The 18,919-nt window shown below is 59.3% G+C and carries 14 protein-coding genes and 1 tRNA gene; 8 read left to right on the forward strand and 7 right to left on the reverse strand.

Annotation, left to right across the window (positions count from 1 at the left end):
- Window positions 1–115 precede the first annotated feature (115 nt).
- Window positions 116–862, forward strand: a complete 747-nt coding sequence (locus tag OXE05_04270; GenBank protein MCY4436530.1) for an SDR family NAD(P)-dependent oxidoreductase — start codon at window positions 116–118, stop codon at window positions 860–862.
- Between the two features lie 534 nt (window positions 863–1,396).
- Here the strand turns inward: OXE05_04270 and OXE05_04275 are convergent.
- Window positions 1,397–5,812, reverse strand: a complete 4,416-nt coding sequence (locus OXE05_04275) for a RecQ family ATP-dependent DNA helicase (GenBank protein ID MCY4436531.1) — start codon at window positions 5,810–5,812, stop codon at window positions 1,397–1,399.
- Window positions 5,813–6,813: 1,001 nt separating this feature from the next.
- Between OXE05_04275 and OXE05_04280 the strand changes: the two genes are divergently transcribed.
- The gene (locus tag OXE05_04280; GenBank protein ID MCY4436532.1) at window positions 6,814–7,290 is read left to right on the forward strand and encodes a cupin domain-containing protein; all 477 of its coding nucleotides are present in this window, start codon (window positions 6,814–6,816) and stop codon (window positions 7,288–7,290) included.
- Window positions 7,291–7,498: 208 nt separating this feature from the next.
- On the opposite strand, the gene OXE05_04285 is transcribed toward OXE05_04280, so the two are convergent.
- From OXE05_04285 to OXE05_04300, 4 genes are all read right to left on the reverse strand, one after another.
- Window positions 7,499–7,891 (reverse strand): ACT domain-containing protein, encoded by a 393-nt coding sequence (locus OXE05_04285; GenBank protein ID MCY4436533.1) that lies wholly within the window; start codon window positions 7,889–7,891, stop codon window positions 7,499–7,501.
- Complete coding sequence (locus OXE05_04290) at window positions 7,888–9,021, reverse strand: histidine decarboxylase (protein ID MCY4436534.1); 1,134 nt, start codon at window positions 9,019–9,021, stop codon at window positions 7,888–7,890. Before OXE05_04290 ends, OXE05_04285 begins: the two co-directional genes overlap by 4 nt.
- A 522-nt stretch (window positions 9,022–9,543) precedes the next feature.
- A complete protein-coding gene (locus OXE05_04295) occupies window positions 9,544–10,551 on the reverse strand; it encodes an ABC transporter substrate-binding protein (protein MCY4436535.1) in 1,008 nt (335 codons plus the stop codon).
- A 152-nt stretch (window positions 10,552–10,703) separates the two neighbouring features.
- A tRNA-Arg gene (locus OXE05_04300) sits at window positions 10,704–10,777 on the reverse strand.
- A gap of 443 nt (window positions 10,778–11,220) precedes the next feature.
- Here OXE05_04300 and OXE05_04305 point away from each other — a divergent pair.
- Window positions 11,221–12,627, forward strand: a complete 1,407-nt coding sequence (locus tag OXE05_04305; protein MCY4436536.1) for a hypothetical protein — start codon at window positions 11,221–11,223, stop codon at window positions 12,625–12,627.
- A gap of 43 nt (window positions 12,628–12,670) precedes the next feature.
- A complete protein-coding gene (locus OXE05_04310; GenBank protein ID MCY4436537.1) occupies window positions 12,671–13,111 on the forward strand; it encodes a hypothetical protein in 441 nt (146 codons plus the stop codon).
- 869 nt (window positions 13,112–13,980) lie between these two features.
- Here the strand turns inward: OXE05_04310 and OXE05_04315 are convergent.
- Together OXE05_04315 and OXE05_04320 are read right to left on the reverse strand one after the other, a co-directional pair.
- The gene (locus tag OXE05_04315; protein MCY4436538.1) at window positions 13,981–14,211 is read right to left on the reverse strand and encodes a transposase; all 231 of its coding nucleotides are present in this window, start codon (window positions 14,209–14,211) and stop codon (window positions 13,981–13,983) included.
- A gap of 34 nt (window positions 14,212–14,245) precedes the next feature.
- Complete coding sequence (locus OXE05_04320; protein MCY4436539.1) at window positions 14,246–15,523, reverse strand: iron-containing alcohol dehydrogenase; 1,278 nt, start codon at window positions 15,521–15,523, stop codon at window positions 14,246–14,248.
- Window positions 15,524–15,986: 463 nt separating this feature from the next.
- On the opposite strand from OXE05_04320, the gene OXE05_04325 reads away from it, so the two are divergent.
- From OXE05_04325 to OXE05_04340, 4 genes are all read left to right on the forward strand, one after another.
- The gene (locus OXE05_04325) at window positions 15,987–16,379 is read left to right on the forward strand and encodes a RidA family protein (GenBank protein ID MCY4436540.1); all 393 of its coding nucleotides are present in this window, start codon (window positions 15,987–15,989) and stop codon (window positions 16,377–16,379) included.
- 168 nt (window positions 16,380–16,547) lie between these two features.
- Window positions 16,548–16,808 (forward strand): type II toxin-antitoxin system Phd/YefM family antitoxin, encoded by a 261-nt coding sequence (locus OXE05_04330; GenBank protein MCY4436541.1) that lies wholly within the window; start codon window positions 16,548–16,550, stop codon window positions 16,806–16,808.
- Between the two features lie 4 nt (window positions 16,809–16,812).
- Entirely contained in the window at window positions 16,813–17,235 is a 423-nt protein-coding gene (locus OXE05_04335) for a type II toxin-antitoxin system VapC family toxin (protein ID MCY4436542.1), read from the forward strand.
- Between the two features lie 251 nt (window positions 17,236–17,486).
- On the forward strand, window positions 17,487–18,722 hold the full coding sequence (locus OXE05_04340) for an MFS transporter (GenBank protein MCY4436543.1): 1,236 nt from the start codon (window positions 17,487–17,489) through the stop codon (window positions 18,720–18,722).
- Window positions 18,723–18,919 lie beyond the last annotated feature (197 nt).

The following is an 18,919-nucleotide window of genomic DNA, read 5'->3' on the forward strand; positions in this document are numbered from 1 at the left end:
GTCGCCCTTCAAGTGTCTGCGTCTCAATGACCACGGAAGAAAACAGGAGATGGGAGACACAGACTCATGAGAATCGGGTTTCTCGGCAAGGATTAGTACAATTGGAGAGAGTTGCATGTCTGACTTGCTCGCCGGACGCCGTGTGCTCATTACAGGAGGCGGGCGCGGCATCGGCCGCTCTATTGCGCTCGCCTGTGCCAATGAAGGAGCGCAGGTGGCAATTACTGCCCGTTCTGAAGACCAGCTAACTGCTGTAGCCAAGGAGATACACGCGGCCGGCGGTGTTGCCGTGTCCTATGTGTGCGATGTTGGGGACACGAGTCAAGTTGAACGCATGGTGCACGAAGCGACGGCGGCATTAGGCGGCATCGACATCTTGGTCAACAATGCTGGAGGCGGCACCGAGAACGCTCCGGTTGCCGCAAGCACGCCGGACCTCTGGGTCGAATGCATTTCCGCAAATTTGGTGGGCACGTACGCTTGTACGCGCTTTGTCTTGCCGGGAATGATTGCGGGCGGCGGCGGCAAGATCATCAATATCGGTTCCGGCATGGGTCACGAGGCGCGTGCCGGGAGCTCCTCATACAATACGGCCAAGGCAGCGGTGTGGATGTTCACGAAGTGCCTCTCCATGGAGGTGTGGGAACACGGCATAGACGTAAACGAAATTGTGCCCGGGCCTGTGCTTACGCCCCTTACGGCCGACAGATTCACTTTGGACGGGCCGCCACCTTTCGCGCCGAGCGAGCGCGTAAAGCTGCCCGAGGAAGTGGCGGATCTCACCGTATGGCTGGCCTCTCAGCCGCCGGGCGGGCCCACCGGACAGAGCTTCAGTCTTGCTCGCCGCCCGCCCGGCAGTTGATCAAAGACCCTCAAGCCTCTTGGATACCTCAAGACTGCGCACCACCGACCCCGCAGGCGCCAGCATATTTCCTTCAATTTGATCGAAGCAGGAAGTGCCGGTTGCGTCGCCCCTATCGTCGAATAAACTCGTCCCATTGGACAGTTCTTTCCGGTGCTTGGTTGCATAGAGAGAGTCGCGCATGCTGACTGTGTCTCGGAGCTGCAATGCGCGAGCGCCACTTCTAACAGGAAGATGCCGTAGTAGGGCGTGGCGCAGGAGATAATGAGGTCGCAGATTGCCTCATCTTGCACTGTTTCGAGTTTCGGTTCTGCACCAATCTCGGGAGCGATGAAATGAGTGGGTTTTCTGCACCTCATGGGACCGATGATTCGCTACGGCGTCCGTGGTTGCCCCACAACCAGGTAGACTCACCATTTGCAGCGCGGCCTACCTCTCGGTGCTGCTGGTGGACTTAGAGGATGACCTAGAGACTAGACGGTTCCTGCATATTGCGAGTGCTTGGGTTCTGAGTGGCTATTCCCAAGTCAAGGCCTAATCCGCCGGGCCGTGATCTGGTTCGAATACCAACTCCGGTACCACAACTTCCCACTCTTCGCAGCGCAGGTTGTCTTGAAACTGCGTCTCGGAGGAAACTTTGCTCCACTTAACAACCGCTAAAACTGTGGCAAGTACGCAGCGCATGCCTTCGGGCGGCGTAAAGCTGCTCGCGAGCTGGCCGACGACCGTCCCCTTGCGATCCAAAAGCTCCCAGCGTCTTGGGCCTGATCGCACACCCAGCGAGTCACCGGGCGAGAGGGCAGCAATGGCGCGATGCAGGGGGGCGCCGGCTCGCCTGTATCCGGCGAGGCTGAGAAAGATGTCGCGCAGGCTGAGCCGGCGATAGCTGCGCGCCAGCTCCGGCCTTGCCGGCGGCAGGTCGGCGAGTGGTTCGCGATTCTGCACTGAAGGGATGTCAGATAAGGCGTCCTGGAGTGGTTGCGACTCTGACAGTCGCGCCAGAGCGAGAGTCTGCCGGGCGCGGGTCATTGCCACATAGTAAAGTCGACGCGGTGCGTCGTTATCCTCCTCGCGGCCAACGCGATCCCAACCGCCGTCCAGCACGACGACGTGATCGAACTCCAAGCCTTTGGCGCGGTGAGCGGTCAGCAACAGCAAGCCGCGCTGGCGGCGGCGCACGTCTCGTGCCCACTCCGCCAGCCATTCGATGCAGTGGTCCACTGAGGTTTCGGAGCCGCTGGTTTCCAACGCGAATTCATCGAATGCTTCAAGCAAGAGTTCAATCCAAGGACCGAAGGGTTGCTCAGCGACCCAGGCTTTCAGGTCAGCGCTTGAGACTAGACGGGATTCCCTCCCGCGCAGCCAGCTTATGAGCGTTTGCGTTTCCCGTAAGAACCAGACCCCCGTGAACTCTTCGTTCGCCATCTGCACCGGTATTTCTTCAAGATCACACAGGCTCCGCACCGGATCAAGGTAGCTCCATTCGCGGGCGATTACCGCGCAAGAAGACCAATCCCAGTCTGGCGCAAGCCCGGACATGCGCTTGAGCTCAGCAACGACCGTCTGCGCCTGGGAGATGGCGGTATCGCCAGCCTGCAATATCTGGACACGGCCTTGAGTCACCGGGTCTCTCTTAGCCCACGCGCCGCCGGATGGCTCCCTCGCCCGCGCTCGATCAACGCGGATCGGATGACCGGTTTTCATCCGCTGGCGCGCCGCCTCAATGACCTTGTTGGACGCCTCAATCACGTTAACAGTAGAGCGATAGTTGTCTGTAAGGTATATGGGTCGTGCCGCGTAGTCCTTTTCAAAGCGGCGAATAAACTCGACGGATGAGCCATTGAACGCGTAGATGTTCTGATCGTCGTCTCCCACCGCGAACAGGCTTATCTTGTCGTCTTCCTCGGATAGCGTTCTGCCTGCCAGGGCGGAGATTAGTTCATACTGGTCCGGGCCAATGTCTTGGTACTCGTCAACGAGTATCCAGCGGAAGCCCGCCAAGAGCCGCGATCGATTCTCGTCTGCTTCATCGGGTTCCAGTCCTTCGCCGCGGAGCAGGTCCACTGCCTGCTTCAGGATAGTCTGGAAATCTCCCTCGTGCAGGCGGTTCGCGCGCCCCGTGAAGCTCGCGCCAACCAGTTGCATGGCGAGCGCGTGCAAGGTAAGCACAAGCACGCCTTTGGCATCATCCCCGATGAGTTCTCCCAGCCGGCGGCGTATCTCCACCGCGGCGTGCCGGTTGTAGGCGAGCGCCAGGATGCCGCGGGGGTTCTCACGCTTCGCGCGGATGAGGAAAGCAATGCGGTGCACCAGCACGCGCGTCTTGCCCGAGCCGGGGCCGGCCAGCACCAAAACGTTCGTCTGTTCACGGTCGTCCGCCACGATACGGCGCTGGATAGGGTTATGGAGGCTTTCGACGATAGTCTGCCACGACTCGGGCGTAGTTTGACGGGAGATGTCCCGGTTGGGCAGCCAGCGGCGCAGGAATTCTTCTCGGCGCAAACTGAAATAGTCCATGACCATGCGCAGGGCGTCGGCCATCGCCTCCAGTCCCCGCTGTACATATTCCGCCATCACATGTATCTGGAGCTTCTGCTCATTGTAATGGAGTTCGAGGGGTGTATAGTCGGCTGAGGCGAAGCCGCGTTGCTCCGGTTTCAGTTGGATGGTCATGGCTGGGCGAAAGACCGTAAGTCCCCTATTGAGCCGAATGACCTCCTGTTCGTGCAGCCACAGTAGGGCGCGGTCCATCAGTTTCTCGGGACTCTTGACTTGGCTCGCTAGTGTCATGTCGGACTTGATGGCCGCTAGCAACTTGCCTAGTGTTGTTTCGGCAAGTAGGTCTGTGCCGCGGCTGCCGGGAGGGAGACTGTCCAGCAGGTGATTTAAGAGACGCTTAGCGGCGGCGCGGCGCAGTTCGGCAGTCTTATTCAAACTTTCCCAGTTGCGCTGCAACGTTATGGAGATGGTTTCCCTATCGTGCTCCCGCACGCCAAGGCTACCACCGCCGCCGCCCTCGCCCCGCCCGTCGGCGGCAAGGCTGCGGACGATCCGCCGCACGAGTTCGGGTAGAGCGTAGGCGTGCCCCTCGTCCTTGAGCCGTTGCGTGGCCATGCGCAGATGAAGCAGCCACGTATCGCCCTTTTCCGTTACATGGTCGGTTTCCTGCATGAGGCCGATTAGGGCCTGCTCCAGATTTGCCGCTTGCTCGAAGCGTTGCCGCGAGTGTCGCTGCACCCCAACGTGCACGAAGGCGGTCAACACCGTGTCGTTGCTGGCAATGCCCAACCGCTCCAGGTCGTACATAGCAGCGCGCACGCCCTCTGGGCTGAGACCCGACGCGACCATGAGTTCGTCGGTGGAGATGCCTTTGTCGGCATCCGCGTCGATCAGAGCCTCTGCGACTTTCAGCAGTTGGCTGCGGTAGGTTTCGGCGATCTTGACTTTATTGAGCTTGGCTTCTGCCTCGTTGACAGAACTAACGCGGAGGGAAGACGGAAACACATTGACGCGGTTTACTTCTCGCTCCAGTAGTGCCGACTCTTCCAGCCAGGCCACGGCGGTGCGCGTCCGGGTGTCGTCAGTGGCAGAGTCCCGCCTGAAGGCTTTCTCATCGTCCTCGCCCAGGATTTCGCCGGCGGTGGCCACCACCTCTCCTTTCAGGCGCCCCTTGCGGTCCAGGTTGCGCAGCGCCCGCAGCACGCCGTGGATTTCGCGCCGCGTGAGCCGCGAACGGGCCGACATGCCGAACTGGCGCTCCACGTCGTCAATCGTGTAGAGCAGCACGCAGCGCGCCCCCTGCTGATCCCGGCCGGCGCGGCCCGCCTCTTGTAGATAGTTCTCCAAAGAACCGGGGACGTCGGCGTGGATCACCAAACGCACATCCGGCTTATCGATGCCCATGCCGAAGGCGTTGGTGGCGGCGATGACGCGCAGTTCGCCGCCAATGAAGCGCTTTTGCACGTTCTTCTTCGTCTCCGGCGGCAGTCCCGCGTGGAAGTATTCCGCCTCCATTCCCTTTGCGTCCAAGTGGCGTGCGATGTCTTCGGCCTGCTGCCGCGTCGCGCAGTAGACGATGGCGCCGCCCTGCCCGTCAGCGGGTAGATCGGCCGTGAGAATCTGGTGAATGTCGTTGAACTTAGCGCCGCTGCTCGTCTGCGCCACCAAGAACTCCAAGTTGGTGCGTTGGGCGCCGCCGTCGCAGACCTTCAGCGCGGCACCGATCTCATCCTTGAAATAGTCCACGATTTCCCCTATGACATCGGGCTTGGCTGTCGCGGTCAGGCATAGCACCGGCGGCGTCGGCTCTTCCCCTGCCCGCTTGCGGATGAAGCGTCCCACGTAGCGGTAGTCGGGACGGAAGTCATGCCCCCACTTGGAGAGGCAATGGGCCTCGTCCAGCACCCAAGCGCCGATCTCACGCTGCTCGAGGACACGCTGTACAGAAACGCTGCGCAGTTGCTCCGGCGCGATGATGAGGATGCCGGCATCCCCCAGCCGCACCCGGTCGAGCGCATCGGACCGCTCGGGCATGGACAAGAGGCTGTTGATGGTAACGCAAGAGCCAATGCCCCGTGCCTCAAGGCCTGCCACCTGGTCGGCCATGAGCGCAACCAAAGGCGAGATCACTACGGTCAACGCGCCGGTTTTGTCGTAGCGGGAGAGTGCGGGTATCTGATAGCACACCGACTTGCCGGCGCCGGTGGGTAGAATGCCAAGCACGTGCTCCCCGACCATGGCGGCCTCGACGATGGACTGCTGCATGGGCCGGCCGGACTCGTCCGACGGCTCAGGACGGAATTCGGGAAAACCGAACCAGCGCGTAAGCTCCTTGCGGACGTCGTGCCGTTCCCGGCACCATTCACAGGCGGGATCGGCGCAGGCAGTGTCGCGCAAGCGGCGCACCAGGAGTCCCGCAGCGGGAAACTGGTGTCGTACCCAGGGAGGCATCACTGAATTGCCTCCGGAAACCGACAGCCACGCTAGCGCATAGGCCAACGGCCAACTCAGGTGGGACGCATCAGCTATGGCTTCATTCGTATGAGTTGCACAGGCGTTGTCAGCCAATTGTCTCCGGATTGCCTCGTGCGCCTCAGAATCGGTCGGCCTGCCCGTCTGCCGGAGCAACGTGAATACCCAATCAAAGCCGGTGCCATCTTGTACGCTTGTCAGCCAATGCCAGGCTAGTTGCAGGTCGGTCGGCGCAGCGCGCAGAGCCTTCTGCTGGTCGCTAAACACCTCCAGCGTAAGCCGCGCATCCAGCTCCGGATCGTTAATCTTGCCGCGCCGCAGTTGCCCGTCCTGGTAGTGCTTAACCAAGTGGTGATAGGGATTGCGCGGGAAGGCGAGAGGATTGAGCCGAAGTGTGTCCACGGCCGGCAGCCGCAGTAGCCGTAGGCTAGGATTAGCAGCTTGCAGCCTGGGCAAATCAAAGGCGATTAGATTGTGGCCGAGCAGAAAGTCCGCGCCGCCACTGAGAATGTCCAGTTGAGACAATGCGGCGGACAATCCTTGGCCGCCTGCGGGGAAGACAACAGACTTGCCGATGTCCGGGCGCACTCCCGCTAACGCGAAGATGCGGTCGTCGCGAGTGCTAACTTCCAAGTCTAAACTGAGGCAACGGAAGAAAGGCCGGCCTGTTTCGTCAGTCACCACCCTGAATCCGTCCGTAGTCTATACAAGCTCGGATTCACTCGACGTCACACTGGCTTCGAAGAGGATACTCACTATCCCTATGGATAGTATAGTACAAGACAAACTAAAGGATGAACGGACGCATTTCTTGCTCTGTTAGTTGGCGCCTTGCGCGTATTCCTCGACGGGAAACCACATAGTTGCCGTACGAAGCTGAGGTGCTTATCGGCTTCACAGAGAGATAACTTGATCTTAGGAATTTTCCTTGGCGGAGCGCATTAGCACCCTATCGGAATGTCTTCAAATCAGACGAGGTTGTGTCTCAACGGACTCAAGAGAAGAATGCGCTGACGGACCAGGTTGAGGTAAAGAGCAGCATGAACGAGGACTTTGGCTACAAGCTAGCCGGCGCGAACTACGACACGCTGGCGCCGGATGGATCGGAAATCCGACTATTGTCGGCAACCAGCCGCGGCAGCATGGTCCACTGTACGCTAAACCCCGGGGAGGTATCCATGGCCGTCGCGCACAGGACGGTTGAGGAGGTCTGGTACTTCTTGGAGGGTACGGGCCACGTGTGGCGGCGAGAAGGAAGTCGGGAGCGGATTGTGAACGTGGCTCCAGGCGCGAGCCTCTCGCTCCCGGTTGGTACGCACTTCCAGTTCCGGACAACCGGGAACAGGCCGTTGCGTTTCATAATTGTCACGATGCCCCCTTGGCCGGGCGAGGACGAGGCCTATCCTGTTCCCGGCCATTGGCCGGTGAATGGGGGAGAGGGGCGAAGCGGGACGTAAGTGTTCATGCGCAATGCGGTACAGCCTCGCGAGCAGGCATGGCGTACGGTGCCGCGCCTAACGGCTCATGCTGCATTAGTCCCGTCGCGTCACGATCGTTTTGTGCCTTCCGCAAGGTTGCTTCTCACAGAGGCTGAGTATAGCGGGAAGTCTATTGCGAAAGACGATGCGACCTGAGGTTAGGCCTGCAACACCCATGTCCTGTCGGCTACACCAGGGTTGCCTCATCCACCAGTTTTGCGGCCTTCTCGCGGTCTTCGGCGGCGAGCGCCACGATGGTGAAGCCGGCGTTGCGCTCGAGAATGTGCAGACTCTGTATATTGACGCCTGCCTGCTTGAACCGCTCAGCCACCTTGGCGAGAGCGCCCGGTTCGTCCGGCAGCCGGAGCACTAGAGACTCGTCAGTAACTGCTTTGAAGCCGGCATTTGTGAGCTCGCGCAGGGCCGCGTCTTGGGCGTCGGTCGTAAGTGTAATGGTGCCGCGTTCTTCGAGCCCCTCGGCGCTGATGGTCTCTATGTTGATCCCCGCATCGGCCAGCGCCCGGCTGATGTCGGCAATGACGCCGATTTCGTTCTTTGCTAAGACAGTTATCCTATTCATCCCTGTGTCCTTTCGTGTGGCTGCTGTTCCAGGCAGTCGGCGATGACCAGATCGATAGTTTCACGAGTCACGTGGGGCATGGTAATGAGGTGGGCGATGTCCTCGTATGGCGCGAGTTGCCACTTGCGCACCACGGCTGCCGGCGGCTTGGGAAAAACAACCGTGACCGAGTTCTTGTTTCGCCACGCCGGGATGCCGCGGTCATTGAATCTGCCTACCGCATACGCGGCCACCGCCAGGCACTCGGCTACGATCTCGCGATAGCCGTCCAGACCGTGCTGCTGCAGAGCGTACCACAGCATGAGCGGTGTGAAGGCGTTACGCGATCCTGCCAGGGTTGTATCCAGCACGCCGACGTATTCGATCGAGCGGGCGATGCGCGCCACGTAATCGGCCCGCGTCAGGGCGACTCCACAAGGCAGCGGCGAGCCAATCATCTTGTGGCCGCTGATCGAAACGCTATCGAACCCAGCAGCGAACCCATAGGGCTGCGGATCGTCCACAAACGGCAGGATCATACCGCTGAGGGCCGCGTCCGCGTGAATGTGGTAGCCCGTGATCGCCAGGTCGTCCAGAATCTCGCGCACCTTGCCCACGTCGTCCACGGCGCCTTTCATCGTGGTGCCGACGTTCGCCAAAACGATGACGGGCGCGTCGCGGTTGATGCGGATGGTCTCGCGCAGGTCGTCGTAGTCAATCTCGCCGTTATCCTGGCTCTTGATCATGATATTGCGCGCCTTCAGGACGCGGAGGATCTTGACCACGCTGTAGTGCGTATCCTGTGAGAAGTAGACCACGCCATCGGGAAACATCTCGCGGGCCAGGTAAAGCCCATACATGTTGCCCTCGGTGCCGCCGGAGGTGACGTAGCCCCAGGCCTCGTCGCGTGGCAGATGCATCAGGTCCGCGAACGTCCTGATGACCTCCCTTTCCAGCTCATGCGAGTTGCTTTGAAAATTGCTGTCGTGAAAGGGATCACCCACGTTGTTGGCGCTGTAGCTGAGAAAGGGCAGCAAGGCGCTGTAGTCGAAGTCCAGATTGCAGGGATAGCCTACCGCGCGCTCTCGCAAATCGGCAAAGTCGCGCAAGAGGTCGTCGAGCCGCTCTTGTGTCTTGGTCATGGTCCGCATTGCTGACTCCTGGCTGCAGTGTTCCAGATTCGAGCATAGTGCAAGCGGGCCAATAAATCCAATTCGGAATGATATGTGAAGTCGATTATAGAATACATACCCCTGTCAGGGGAAAGGGGGGAAGGATGTAGCGGGGAGTTAATGAGAAGCCCGCCGCGAGAGGTACCGGCCGTGTGAGACGCAGAGGAGGAGACCTTTGCGCAACTCAAGCGGTAGCGAAATAGTTCCCTCTCCCTCGACGGAGATCTTTGCATAACCCTCGCCACAGCGCGGATGTCCCCTCTCCCTCGACGGGAGAGGGCTAGAGCCTGCCCCGTACGTGATACGGGGGTGAGGGTGGATCTCCTGAAATCTCTCCATATGCACACCGAGTCTGCCCTGATACGTCTTGACACTGCCCAGCGTAAAGGGCCGTCGTACCAAAAAGACCCCCTCACCCCAACCCTCTCCTCCAGGAGAGGGAGTGCCCCGACATTACTTAGTTGGGCCGCGAGGCCAACCCATCCGGCGCCGAAGCCAATTTCACTGCACGAGATCGGGATGAAGCAGCTTCGCCACGTCGAAGACGCCTTCCACAATATAGTGCGACAGCGTAGACAAGTGGCGCGCCGGTACGGTGTAAATGTGGCCGTTCTTTTTCGCGTTCACGTTCGCCAGAGCGGGATGATTGCTGAAGTTTTCCTGCCACTTGGCATTGTCTTCCGGCGCGAATTCGTCGGTAATGATCACGTCGGGATTGAGTTCCACGATCTTCTCCAGCGATATCTCGCCAAAGGGACCGTCCAGCACCTCATCGCCGAGGTTGATACCGCCGGCGCGCTGCACGATGTCGCTGAAGGTCGAGCCCTTGCCGGCGGAACTGCCAAAGGCCGTGTAGAACAGGACGCGGGGCTTGGTCTCCGCCTTGGCTACCTGTGCCTCAATTGCCGCCAGCCGCTCCTCCATGGCGGCGATCAGTTCCTCAGCCCGCGCCTCATCACCGGTGAGGTGCGCGACGAAACGAATGTTGTCCGCCACTTGACCAACCGAATCGAAGAGCGACACCACCACGACCGGAATCCCGGCGTCCCTCAGCAACTTTATATGGTCGGGATTGTTGTACGTAGCAGCCAAGACAAGGTCCGGTTCCAGGGCGATGATCTGCTCCGGATCGGACTGCACGGTGTTCTCGACCTGCCGGGCAATCTCGCTCACGTTCGTCCACATCGAGTCTCCGGCCAGATAGGTCACGCCACGTACGCGTGCCGTATCAACCAGCGAGAGCAGGATTTCGTCTGTGCCCAAGGTGAGTGAAACTATACGTTGCGGCTGCTGGGGGATGGTTACCTTGCTCCCCAGACCATCCGTGATCGTGCGCGGAAAGCCCTGGCTGTCCGCGGATGTTGCTTCCGCCGCGACGGGCGCGGCTCCTTGCTCCCCTGGCGCGGCGACCGGTTGCACGGCGCAACCGGCCAAGAGTACCGCCAAAGCAATGAGCAGACTTAACAGCGAGCGTCGGGTACGCCCTTGCGTGCGCGTACGTGAATCCATGGAATCCCTTCCTCCTCGTGGGGACTGCAGCAAAGCGGCACTGCCACTGTGCAGGAGAGAGCAAGCCGCCGAGAACGGCAGACGGAAAGAAAACCGAAAGATCGTTCTGAACGAAAGGGGCAATTGCGCCGGAGCGAGTCCGGCCCAACCGGTCTCCCTGGGGCGACTCGAACGCCCGACACGCAGTTTAGGAAACTGCTGCTCTATCCAACTGAGCTACAGGGAGTTATGTATACGCATACCAGAGTGTCTCTGTCCATTATGCCGTAGCCACCTTATCCCTGCATGACAGTCACCGCATACTATATATTGTGTAGAGGAGAGTCTAAAACACAAGATATTGCTCTGTCAAGGGAGAAATCGGTGCGTTTGATGTTCTTTTTTTGGGATGTTTTCGATGTGGGCTTGTTTGCTATTTGGCCAAGGCTGCGCGAAGAGTCACAGGGAGTCAAATGCAGTGCCAACAGCCATCAGCAGATGTAGTCTTGACGTGGATTTTCTCCCCTTGTTAGAGTAGCAGTTGCCTAGATTGAAACAGCACAGTCCCTCTGCCGTGCGCCTCACGGCTTGGGAGAAAGACAGGCGTAATGCCCCTGTCCCCTTGTGGGGCTGTGCTAAGGTGCAATCTAGGCAATTACGCCATCTCATCTCTACAAGGGGGCTTCTACCGTGCTTACACTTCGCGTTCTTGTCCTCGCACTTTGCCTCGCCCTGATTCCATCCACGGTCACAGCCTCGGACCATTGTCAGTTCGTACTTGGCTTCAAAACCCTGCGGGATCTGATCGGTCACGACATCGTGGGCGAGTGCTTGGAGAATGAGCATCTCAATGCCAACGGTGATGCTGTACAACAAACCACTGGTGGCCTGCTTGTCTGGCGAAAAGCCGATAATTGGACAGCCTTCACCGATGGCCACCGCACCTGGATCAACGGGCCCTATGGTCTTCAAGAACGCTTGAACTGGCAACGGTTTCCCTGGGAACCGGACTATGCGCCTGGTGGTGTCGCCGCTACGCCTACGCCCGTGCCTGCGCCGATACCCCCGCCCCCAACGGCAACCCCCTTACCGCATCCAACGCCCACACCGCGCCCGTTCGTAGACTCTGCACTGGTACAGGCCTACCACGTCATGCGGACTACCGATGAGGGGAATAAGGTTGCGGATATGTTCGTTGGATTGAGCGCCAGTGCAACATTCCAAGACACCAGCTACTGGAGAGCGGTGCCGGCAGAGGTTGCGATCAACAGAGAGTACCGCCGTGAGGATCCACGAACGCTGGGACTGCGGCTCATCTGGCCGACGATGTGGCTGAAGGTTTACCAAGAAGAGGGAGAGGTCGAGTCCTTTGAAGAGTGCATGGCTTTAGAAGCGGCCATAATGACGAGGGAAGTTTTGTACTGGTCGCAAATGTATGGGTGGAAGGGAAAACGCAATCCGGCACCAGAAAGGGAAACATGGGCGAATGATTGGGTTGAGCTATATGTGGATCTCGGCTCCGACGGGTACGAGATACTCAAATGGATGTGGGTGCTGGATTGGCCTCGGGAGCGGTGCGAGCGGAACGGGGAGCCGAACCAGTACATTGACCCTGACCTGCTGTCGGCGTTTCGTATGGCAAGAACAGGTGGAGATGATGAGATTGGGTCACGAGTGCTCTATGCCCTTATAGATACCGGCGTGGACGTTACGTTCGGTCCGCTGCCGTCGTACACCTACGGCCAGTATTCCTCAGCGCACAATCGCATCACGATCAATGAGACGTTGCGCGGGCAGGATAGTGCTGTGCTTGCGGCGACGCTTATCCACGAGGTGTTTCATGCCCAGGAGTACCAGATCCGGGGGCACCGTCCGGCAGCGACAGCCGCCGATTGCCTGCAAGAGGAGGTTACCGCTTTCAGGCTGGAGGCGCGTTGGTGGTACGAGCGATTCGGGCGCTACGGCAAGCGGAGTACGAATCGCTACGACAGGGTCCATAACGGGCTGATGCGGGCATGGCTGAACAATGGCTTGCGGGATTGGGTCTTGCTCAGTGACAGCTACCAGGTGCAGTGCCTGGGCGGGGTTGTGGAATAGGTGAGGTTCGACCGTTTGAGAGAGAGAGAATAGGAACCTGATCATGATAGTCATTCTGAGCCTTATATTCGGTGTCTTTATAGACGTCCTGCTAATTTGGCTGATTGTCTTTCTGCCCTTGCGCATTGCCCGATGGGTGGCGTATCGGTTGACAGTGCAGTACATGCTGGACAACGAAAAGCCGGTTAGCAGAATCCGGTCGGGTGTAGCAGTACTACTTTTGGCTGTAGCAACACCGTACGCTCTATCTAGCGGGTTCATAGCTGGTACAGGAATTCTCAACGCATTCTCGAGGCCGTTTACGTTGGCCTCAGCGATTGAGGTGGCAATTGATTTGGGAGTGCTTTGGTTCCTGTTCTTTGAATGCGGTCAGCTAATAACGCTCTTAATTGACATGGTTAGGCTGTTTTGGCGGGGGCCTCGGTGGGTTCATGAACTCTTGGAACGCGCCAAAAAAGAAACCGAAGGTGCTGATTCGTGGTAGGGTAAACTCAATTGTGCCCTCAGCGCGTCAAATCTCCGTCTATGGCGTCATGCCGGGGCTGTGAGCGACAATTCTGCGTCTTTCAACTTACGGCTGAATGGCTTTGCGCGCGCTGCGCCGATCTTTAGGGAACCCGAAGTTGGGGGTACCTGTGGATCAGACTTTCTTTCAACGCGGAGGCTACCTAAAGGCAGACTCCCGGCACATGGTTATCCAGGAAAACTCAAGAAAAGACCCCGCCAAACGGCGGGGTCTTTTCTTCTTTGTGTTTTCATGTTATTAGAACAGATTGTACCAACGAGGCAACCTGTAGGTCTCTTCTTGGCGTTTCTGTTCTGCGAGTTTTCTCCAAAGTTCCATCATGTTTCCGTCGCCCTTGAGAAGATTGCAACTCATACACAACAACTGCAGGTTGAAACTGAGGTCGCTCCCAAATCGGGATTTGGGAATAATGTGATCCACCTGCATCCGGTAGAGTTCGAACTTCTCCAAGCAGCCGGGGCACCTGCCGAACTGCTTTTCGTATAACGTTCTCTTTTCGGAATACGTCAAAGGGTACATACTGAGCATTGGAACTAATCTCCGTTCCAACTAGCTCCCATGCTTTCCCAGGCCGTGGAAGCACTTGTCCAAAATTAGCTTTCCTCCGCCTTGACTACCTCCTTTCTTGGTGGTAATCTATGACAAGCGGTGGCGGAAACCGCGTTAGATGGCCGAGAGTAGTCGGGAAAACTGGCTCTCGGCCATCGGCTTATTCTGGTCAAGAATCCTACCATTAATGCGAGTTTTTGTCAAGTAGCTGCGGCCTCGCACGCCCTATATCTTGCGTTTCCTCGCCTCTGCTTAGAACACAGCTTGTGTCTTGACGACTAAGCTACTCCCACAGCCCGCAGCATGTAGTCGTCCCAGAGCAGCTTCGACTTCCGCACGTTGTACTTGTAGGTCGTCTCGTCAATGTAGCGGTGGGCGTGTTCTACCGTGTAGTGGTGGTGCTGCCCGGCAATCGCTCGCTTCACCAATGACCAGAAGCCCTCGATGGTGTTCGTGTGCACCTCACCGTCCACGTACTGTTTGCTGTGGTTGATGCGCAGGTGCCGCATCCAATCGGAGAGTCTGACGTGAGTGCGGCAATGATTACCAATAGCGCATGGCGTCCTCGAACATGCGCGCCAGGTCGTCCGCCGTTGCCTGTCGCGGCGAGAGCTTGGTGACGCGGTGCTGTGGCAATGTGCCTTCCACCAGCGCCGGGATGTCCGCGCTGGTGTACCCGACGGCGCTGAGGCCGTTTGGCACCTGGAGTACTTGCATGAGTTCGATCAACCGGTTGGCGAGGACTGTGCCGGCGTCTTTTGGCATCACGCCCCTCACGTCTGCGCCCAGCAGTTCAGCCGCCCGAGTGTGGCGCGTCGGCCCCGCCGCCGCCGTGAAGCAGAAGACCGCTGGCGCATTCAAAATAACGGCCATGCCGTGAGGCACGATGGGCTGGTCGCCGGCGTAGCCGGCCGGGTGATAGTCGCGCACCATGCCGGCGACGGGATAGGACATGCCGTGGGGCAGGTGCACGCCCGCATTGCCAAACCCGATGCCCGCAAAGGACGCCGCCAGCAGCATCTTTTCGCGGGCTTCTCTATCTTCCGGGTCCGCCATCGCCCGCGGCAGGTACTCCGCCACCATCTCGAGCGTCTGGCCGGACCACAGATCGCTCACGGGATTAGACCCCTGGTACGCCGGCCGTAAGATTGGGCGCTCGGGATACGGCCGCAAGGTGTAGGCAATTGCTGTATAGGACTCCAAGGCGTGGCTGAGCACGTCGCAGCCGGTAGAAGCAACTGCCGTGGGCGAAAGGGTGGCGGTGTTTTCCGGATCGATGATGCCGAGCATGGGCTTGAGATTGCGGTGGGAGATGCCGGTCTTGGCGTGCATCGCGACGAGATCGAAGATGGCGGTGCCGGTGGTTTCGCTGCCGGTGCCGGCGGTGGTCGGTATCGCGATCAGCGGCTTCAATGGTCCGGGGACCGGCAGCCCCTTGCCGATGGGGGCGTTGACGTAATCGAGAAATTCGGCCGGATAAGTGGCGTAGAGATTGGCCGCTTTCGCCGTATCGATCGTCGAGCCGCCGCCCACCGCGACGAATGAGTCTACCTCTTCCGCGACGGCAAACGCGATAGCCTCTTGAAACGATGTATCGGTCGGCTCTATCTGGACTTGATCAAAGAGCACGTACGGTACGCGAGCCTCTTCGAGCGCTGTAAGCACCGTCGCGACCGGCGGCAGCTCCCGCAAGACCGGGTCCGTGACCACCATCACGCGCTTAACGCCGAGCTCCGCCAGGTCCAATCCCACTTCGCGGGTGACACCCCAGCCGAAGCGGATGCTGGAAGCCGCCATTTCAAAGGCGATGTCTTGTTCCATTACTTTGCTCCTTAGTGTTTGATCAAGAGCCTTGTGCGCAGAATGTCCGTACCCGCGCAAACCGGCTCACTTCGTGCCAAGCGTGACGCTCTTGGCCACGCTGCCGGACCGTCGTTGCTACTTTCGTTTGTTGGGCTGGTTCTGTCGCCTGATCCTTAGCGTCAGAATACTATGTTCACGCAGGCGATGCTCACAGCAGCCGAGAGTACCCAGCCTCCAGAGCGGTTGCGCCACGCCGTTAAGAAGCAAGCTGCCGGACCCTGAAACAACGCCGGACGTGTGGATGGTAGCGACGCCTGGAGTACGCGCGACGACGGTAATGGTTTTACGTGGGGAAGAGTTCCGGCGGTCTCGCACACGGGCCGCAGGGGGCTGCAGCGGTTGGAGTATGCCGATACAGCGGCTATAATGCCCGTTGTGTAAGTGCTGCCCAAATCACTCAATCAGATGAGGAGCCCCCATCATGAAGAAAGAACCCCTACTCGGCGCGGGCATGTCCCAGCCGTCCGCCCCTTACTCCATGGCCCTGCGCGTGCAAGCGAACGAGATGCTCTACATTGCCGGTCAAGGGCCGACGGCCGGCGACGGCAGTATTGTCGGCGCGGGCGACATCGAAGCGCAAGTGCGCCAGGTCTTTGCCAACATCGAGTCTCTCCTGGAGGCCGCCGGCGCGGACTTCAACAACGTCGTCTTCATGAATATGTACGTCACCGATATCCGTTTCCGCGAGACCATCACCCTGGTCCGTAACGAAATCCTCGAGCCGCCCTTTCCCGCCGCCACCATGGTCCAAATCGGCTCCCTGGCGTCCACCGACTGGCTGGTGGAGATCGACGCGGTAGCCGCGCTGGACTAACGGCTTCACAGTCTTGAAAGATTAGGGTCTGCAAGAATGTGTGGACCACAGAGCAACGAGAGCTTGGCTGACCGCGCATGCTTCGCGTGATTGCCCCACTCACTTGACAGAAAAGCTCAAGCAGCCTAGTCTGAGCACTAGTCAGTATAGTATTGGTGGGAGCAAGACATGAGCAAGAAGTGGCCGGTTCAAGATGCCAAATCAAGATTCAGCGAGCTGATCGAAACCGTCCTCGCCGAGGGACCGCAAATCGTAACCAGGCGTGGGGTGGAAACCGCAGTGATCCTTCCCATTGAGCAATGGCGAAGGTTAGAGACGATGACGAGGCCGGACTTGAAGGAACTCCTGCTCGCGAGTGAGGCGCGGACTGAAAACCTCACGCCGCCGCGGCGGCAGCATCGCCACCGACCACCCTTGGTCATGGAATAGGCCCGTGTACCTCCTCGATACCAACGTGGTCTCGGAACTGCGGCGCCCACGTCCACATGGCGCAGTATTGGATTGGATAATTGCTGTACCGGCTGAGCAACTCTTCCTGTCTGCGGTGACAGTTGGGGAAATTCAGGCGGGGATCGAGATTACCCGTGAGCAGGATGAGGTGAAGGCGGAAGAACTGGAAGCCTGGCTGGACAAGGTTCTCGCCTCCTATGCCGTTTTGCCAATGGACGCGCCCGCCTTTAGGGAGTGGGCACGGATCATGCACCGGAGATCAAACACGTTGGCTGAAGACGCCATGATCGCGGCAGTCGCCAGAGTACACCGGCTGACGGTGGTCACCCGGAATGCGGGCGACTTCTCCCAGCTTGGGGTTGAATTGCAGAATCCCTTTGACACCAATAGTCCTCACCTTCAGTGAGCGGATTGGACCTAGTTGTCTCCGGGCGCAACCCTTCGGGAAATGGGCGGTATCGATCTTGTGGGTGCGCCAGCGTGCGAAGCCTGTCTCGTTCCAGCGACGTGCAATGGTAGAGCCACGCGGCCGCCGCATATGGTCACGCTGCAGCCACGGTCATCACGCGTGTATAGTTAGCTTCGGATGAGCCGCCAGCGGCGAACGCTCAACCCTCGTGATTGCAACCTCGTTTAGCTGCTGCAGAGCGATTCCTCGTGAACCCCGTTTCCACAAACGCTATTCCCGGACGTATTGCCGTAATCGCGGTGATCGTGGCGGCGTGTTTGATCTCGCTGATTGGGTTCGGCATCCGGTCGAGCTTTGGTCTCTATTTGGAGCCGATTACGAGCGAGCGCGGCTGGTCGCGGGAGACCTTCGCCCTGGCGCTGGCGATCCAGAATCTCTTGTGGGGCATGGGCGTACCGGTGGCGGGCGCGATTGCGGACCGGTACGGCACGTCCAAGGTCGTCGCGCTGGGGGCGGTGGCGTATGCAGCCGGTGTGGCCGGCATGGCGCTGGCCGACACTGGACCTACGCTCTATTTGGTCGGCGGGATCCTGGTGGGCGTGGGCGTCGCCTTTAGTTCGTTTTCGCTGGTGCTGGCGGCTATTGCCCGCATAATCGGGCCGGAGCGGCGGTCCTTGGCATTGGGGCTCGGCACTGCCGCGGGGTCTATGGGCCAGGTGCTCTTTTCTCCCATCAATCAGATCTTGATCGCCAACTACGGCTGGTTTGACTCCCTTTTGGTCATGTCCGTTGTGGCATTGGTGCTGGTGCCGCTGGCGTTCACCCTGCCGCGCGGCACGGCAGCGCAAGGAGAACCGGCTTCAAATCAGGGCCTGACCGCAGCCCTGGGCGAGGCGCTCAGCCAGCGGAGCTATCTACTCCTCACGGCGGGCTTTTTCGTGTGCGGGTTCCACGTGGCGTTCATCACCGCCCATTTCCCCACGTACGTGACCGATCTTGGCCTCTCGGCGCGGGCTGGCGCCTACGCGCTTTCTCTCGTAGGACTCTTCAACATCTGCGGTTCGTTGCTGTCGGGCGCGTTTGGGCAACGGTACTCCAAGAAGTACGGCCTCTCGGCCATCTATGCCGGTCGGGCGGTGATCGTCTTGGCTTTGCTGCTCGCCCCGGCCAACGAACTGACCGTCTACCTCTTTGCGGCGGCGATGGGACTGCTGTGGCTCTCCACCGTACCGCTGACGACGGGAATCGTGGCGCAGATGTTCGGGCTCAGGTTCATGGCGACCCTGTTCGGCATCGTCTTTCTCAGCCATCAGGTGGGGAGCTTCCTCGGCGTGTGGCTGGGCGGGCTGCTCTACGACCAGACTGGCTCCTACGACGCCATGTGGTGGGCAGGCGTCGGCTTCGGCATATTCGCCGCCCTCGTCCACCTGCCGATCAACGACACACCGCTGGCCCGGCTGCGCACTGCACAGGCCGCAAGCTAGCCGACACGGCGGACGCTTTTCTTGAAATGGCGCGCTAATCGGAAGCGCCAGGAGTTGAGAAAAGCTCGTATACAGTGCGTAAGGGCCATGTAAGCTAAGAAAATGATCCAATCCGCGTTTGAGGCTAATGGGTTTGGCAGTTATCACCGCAGATAGAGCAGTGCGAAGCATTTACTAAATGGGCGCTGCAGTACTTG

The sequence above is a fragment of the Chloroflexota bacterium genome (genome assembly GCA_026710945.1).
Lineage (GTDB): Bacteria > Chloroflexota > UBA11872 > VXOZ01 > VXOZ01 > VXOZ01.